Below are 4,621 nucleotides of genomic sequence, written 5' to 3' on the forward strand. Positions count from 1 at the left end.
TCGGTAGTAAGGTATTGAAAATCTTTACTTCCGGCTGACGAAGTAAGGGCTAGTATAATAACCCATTTACCCTCATAAGCCAGGTAGGGGGTAACGCTGTCATTACCCATGTATGGGGTAACAGTAATGGCGTCAAAGCTCATTCCTGATGATTGCTCATTAAAAAATGCTTTGGCATATTTATCAGACGTGTTGCCAATATCGCCGCGTTTGGCATCAATAATACTTAAACAATTTTTAGGCAAATATTGCCACGTAGCTATCAAACTTTGCAGTCCCTTAACACCATACGCCTCATAAAAAGCGGCATTTGGCTTGTAAGCCACACATAAATCCTGTGTAGCGTCAATTATTCGCTTATTAAATTCAAAGATGGGGTCGGGGTAGCTTTTTAAAAATTCGGGTATCTTATCAATATCCGTATCCAATCCCACGCATAAAAATGATTTTTTTTGTTTGATCTGGTATATTAGCTCTTGGCGGGAAATCATGAAAGGATGTTTAAATTTTGAATACGTCAAAAAAACTAAAAAATAATTTAACTGTTGTTAGCAATAAAGATATTTTTTTAAAGTTTTGTTATTTTAAATTAATTAACTAAAATTGCACTGTTTTCCAAATGAATTTTTCTTGCGCTAAAGAAACAATTTAAAATCCACGTTATTTACAAGTAGTTACCTGGTTTAGATAGTGCGAAGCAAGCTGCAAATTAAATTTCTTTCAAAATATTGCCTTTATGCATAACCAAATGTATACGGGCTTAATCAACAACAAATAGTTTACTGTTATAAAAACAGTGCCCAAATAAAAAATCTTTTTTTGAAATATAATTCATATCATGTCTGATACAACCGAATTGAACGACAAGCTCGTTTCTGAGTTGCGCGAAATTGCCAAAAGTTTAGGTATTGCCGAAGCTGATGATCTGCGGAAACCGCAGTTAATTAGCTCGATAGTAGAGCAGCAGCAATTAATTGAGGCTGCCCGCGCACAGCAAAGTACTGTTGAAAGCAACTATACCCCAAAAACAGCGCCTGCTGCCGAAAATAACGATAAAGCCCGTAAAAGGATACGCACTATAAAAAGCAGTACGCAACCACGTGTTGAAGTTCCATTAGATGACACCAATTTATTTGATGCTCAGGATGATGAACCGATTGTGGAGGAAGAAGAAAGTGAAAATATTCCTGTTGCACAGGATGAAACCCAGCAAGAGGGTGAAGTGACTGAGAAAACCGAAGAACGGTTACCAGAAGCACGTGCACCTAAGTTTGATCGTCGTGCTAATACCGGTAACGGCCAATCAAAAAGCCAGGAGCCTGCTATAAACCTTGATTTTGATAACGTTATAGTAAACGAAGGCGTTTTAGAGATCATGCCCGATGGTTATGGTTTCTTGCGCTCGTCTGACTATAATTATTTAACATCGCCTGATGATATTTATGTATCACAGTCGCAAATAAAACTATTTGGCCTTAAAACCGGCGATACCGTTCGCGGCAGCATACGCCCGCCAAAAGAAGGCGAAAAGTATTTCCCGCTGGTACGTGTAGAAGCTATTAATGGCCGGGTACCTGCCGAAGTGCGTGACCGTGTGCCGTTTGACCACTTGACACCTCTTTTCCCGTCAGAAAAATTGAGCCTGTTTACTGATCCGGGTAATTATTCAACCCGTATCATGGACCTTTTTTCGCCGATAGGCAAAGGGCAGCGTGGTTTAATTGTGGCGCAGCCCAAAACAGGTAAAACCATGTTGTTAAAGGATGTGGCCAACGCCATAGCCAAAAATCACCCGGAAGTTTACCTGATCATCTTATTAATAGATGAACGCCCTGAGGAGGTTACTGATATGGCCCGTAGCGTACGCGCCGAAGTAGTATCGTCAACCTTTGATGAGCCTGCCGAGCGCCACGTAAAAATTGCCAACATTGTTTTAGAAAAAGCAAAACGTATGGTTGAATGCGGCCATGATGTAGTTATATTGTTGGATTCTATCACCCGTTTAGCCCGTGCTTATAATACCGTAGCACCGGCATCAGGTAAAATATTATCAGGTGGTGTTGACGCCAACGCGCTGCATAAACCTAAACGTTTTTTTGGTGCCGCACGTAATATTGAGGATGGTGGCTCATTAACCATTATTGCAACAGCACTTACCGAAACCGGCTCAAAAATGGATGAAGTTATTTTTGAAGAATTTAAAGGTACCGGTAACATGGAGCTGCAACTGGATAGAAAATTATCAAACAAACGTATATTCCCGGCTATTGATATTACCGCATCGAGCACCCGCCGCGATGACCTATTGTTGGATCGCGATAACCTGCAGCGTATATGGATACTACGTAATCACCTGGCAGATATGAACTCGCAGGAAGCCATGGAGTTTTTACAAAGCCAGATACGAGGTACTAAAACCAACGAAGAGTTCCTGGTATCAATGAATTCGTAAAATAAGTTTACAAAAGTTGTAAGGGTTGTAAATGTTTAAATGGTTAAGGCCACACTTTTACAACCCTTATAGCGTTTAAACATATACAACTCTTAAACAGCTCTTATTGATTTATTAATATAATACTGATACCTTCACACAAAATGAGGAAGAGAGTAAAAAAACACGTTCCAAACGCCATTACCTGTGCTAATTTGTTTAGTGGTTGTGTTGGAATTGTTTTTGCCTTTCAGCAAAATTTAATTTATGCAGCTTATGCGGTTATATTGGCCGCCATATTTGATTTTTTTGACGGATTTGCTTCGCGCGTTCTGCAAGAGTTTTCGGGTATAGGGAAAGATTTGGATTCGCTGGCCGATATGGTGAGCTTTGGCGTGTTGCCTTCGGTAATATTGTACGAGTTGTTTTTGCAGGCGCCGCAGATTCACGGCGTAAGTACCTATTTAAATTTCATTGCTTTTTTGATACCCGTATTTTCGGCATTAAGGCTGGCAAAATTTAACACAGATACCCGGCAAGCCGAAATATTTATTGGTTTACCAACCCCCGCCAATGGCATTCTTATAGGTTCGTTCCCTTTAATAATGGAGCAATACCCAAATCTTGCCCACTATATTTTAAATCCTTATGGTTTATCGGTGTTTGCCATAGTAATGTGCGCGCTGCTGGTGGTGGAAATGCCGCTTATGTCGCTCAAATTTAAGAACCGCGATTTTAACAAAAATATTTATCGTTATTTACTGCTGTTGTTTTCGGCAATATTGATACTATTTTTTAAATTTGCCGCTGTACCGGTGATCATATTTATCTATATCGCCTTATCCGTTATTCAATTTAAAATAGCAAATGAAGCTAACGTAAGCGTTAAATAAACGGCTTAATTAATTTCAATAGCTCTAATAAACTACTACATGACAAAGTTCCAGGCCGAAATTGACGTAATGCCTAAAAAAGAAATACTTGACCCTCAAGGTAAAGCCGTAACCGGCAGTATGAAAAACCTGGGTTTAGCGGAGATACAAAACATACGTATAGGTAAACATATTACGTTGGAGATAGAGGCCGAAAATGCCGAAATTGCACACGCTAAGGTTGACGAGGCCTGCAAAAACCTGCTGGCAAACCTTATCATGGAATCATATTCTTTTAAAATAGCACAGGTTTAAAGCCTGCTTTGGGCATCAGCGCGTATTTGCTCAAGCTGGGGTAAATTAGCATTGATAATTGCTTTTGCCTGATCTAGTTTCGCATCTATTTCCGCAACACTTTCGCTATTTGTTTTACATGCTGTTTCAATTTGCTGTATAATGGCTTGGGTATTAAGCATACCAAAAAAACCCAATGTTGGTTTTAATTTATGAGCGGCACCACCGGCTGCGGTAAGGTCGTCTGCTGTAAGGCCCGCGGCTATAGCCTCCAATATTTCGGGCACTTGCTGTAAAAACATATCAATAGAGTCCACTATAAACTCGTCACTGCCATCGGCAATTTCATTTAATAATGATAAATCAAGATCCTGGTCGGCCATGTAATTAAGTATGAATCCAAAATTATAATTTTTTAACAATCAAGCTGTCTTTAAGTTCATCTTTTAATTGAAAAATTTTTTTGTTTAAAACAGGGTGCACAAAATCAGGTGCAATTTCGGCCAGTGGGTCCAGCGTAAAGCGGCGTTTATGCAGTTCGGGGTGCGGTACCTGTAATTGCGGTTCGTCAATTACTTCATCGCCATAAAATAAAATATCAATATCAATTATCCTCGGCCCCCATTTTTCTTCGCGTACCCGGCCTATTGCCCATTCAATACTCAATATTTTTTGCAGGACGGTTTGTGCCGGCAAATCGGTTTGCAGTAAAATAACCTGGTTCAAATAGTCTGGCAGGTTCGTTTTGCCCCAGGATTGCGTTTCGTAAACAGACGATTTTTTAATTATCGCAGCCACCTCATTTTCAATAGCCGTAATAGCCTGTTGCAGGTAGGCGTTTCTGTCGCCCAAATTACTTCCCAACAATAAAAAAACATTAATCATTTGCTGTAACAAATATTAGGGTAAGGGCTCTTAATAATACCATGCGGAATGTTAAGTTTGCATAGATATAAATATTTACAGTATTAAATGAAACAATTTTTCAAATTTGTGTTTGCCACCGTTGTCGGACTAATTTTAA

At 39.5% G+C, this 4,621-nt stretch carries 6 protein-coding genes; 3 read left to right on the forward strand and 3 right to left on the reverse strand.

The annotated features are described in order from the left end of the window. The coding region (gene pyrF / locus ABI367_RS03775) for an orotidine-5'-phosphate decarboxylase (protein ID WP_462227229.1) at positions 1-488 on the reverse strand (488 nt) is incomplete at its 3' end. Between the two features lie 350 nt (positions 489-838). On the opposite strand from pyrF, the gene rho reads away from it, so the two are divergent. The 3 genes from rho to purS all read left to right on the forward strand — a co-directional run bounded on the left by rho (position 839) and on the right by purS (position 3,618). Beyond that, positions 839-2,452, forward strand: coding sequence for a transcription termination factor Rho (rho, locus tag ABI367_RS03780; RefSeq protein ID WP_462227230.1), 1,614 nt, complete (start codon positions 839-841; stop codon positions 2,450-2,452). Between the two features lie 143 nt (positions 2,453-2,595). Continuing rightward, complete coding sequence (locus ABI367_RS03785) at positions 2,596-3,324, forward strand: CDP-alcohol phosphatidyltransferase family protein (protein WP_462227231.1); 729 nt, start codon at positions 2,596-2,598, stop codon at positions 3,322-3,324. A gap of 39 nt (positions 3,325-3,363) precedes the next feature. Further along, positions 3,364-3,618 (forward strand): phosphoribosylformylglycinamidine synthase subunit PurS, encoded by a 255-nt coding sequence (gene purS / locus ABI367_RS03790; RefSeq protein ID WP_462227232.1) that lies wholly within the window; start codon positions 3,364-3,366, stop codon positions 3,616-3,618. Here the strand turns inward: purS and ABI367_RS03795 are convergent. Together ABI367_RS03795 and folK are read right to left on the reverse strand one after the other, a co-directional pair. Continuing rightward, entirely contained in the window at positions 3,615-3,980 is a 366-nt protein-coding gene (locus ABI367_RS03795; protein ID WP_462227233.1) for an Hpt domain-containing protein, read from the reverse strand. The genes purS and ABI367_RS03795 overlap by 4 nt on opposite strands. 22 nt (positions 3,981-4,002) lie before the next feature. Then, positions 4,003-4,482: a 2-amino-4-hydroxy-6-hydroxymethyldihydropteridine diphosphokinase gene (folK, locus tag ABI367_RS03800; RefSeq protein ID WP_462227234.1), complete on the reverse strand. Its 480-nt coding sequence runs from the start codon at positions 4,480-4,482 to the stop codon at positions 4,003-4,005. Positions 4,483-4,621: the final 139 nt, after the last annotated feature.

The sequence above is a fragment of the Mucilaginibacter sp. genome, from assembly GCF_039935595.1.
In the GTDB taxonomy this organism is placed as follows: domain Bacteria; phylum Bacteroidota; class Bacteroidia; order Sphingobacteriales; family Sphingobacteriaceae; genus Mucilaginibacter.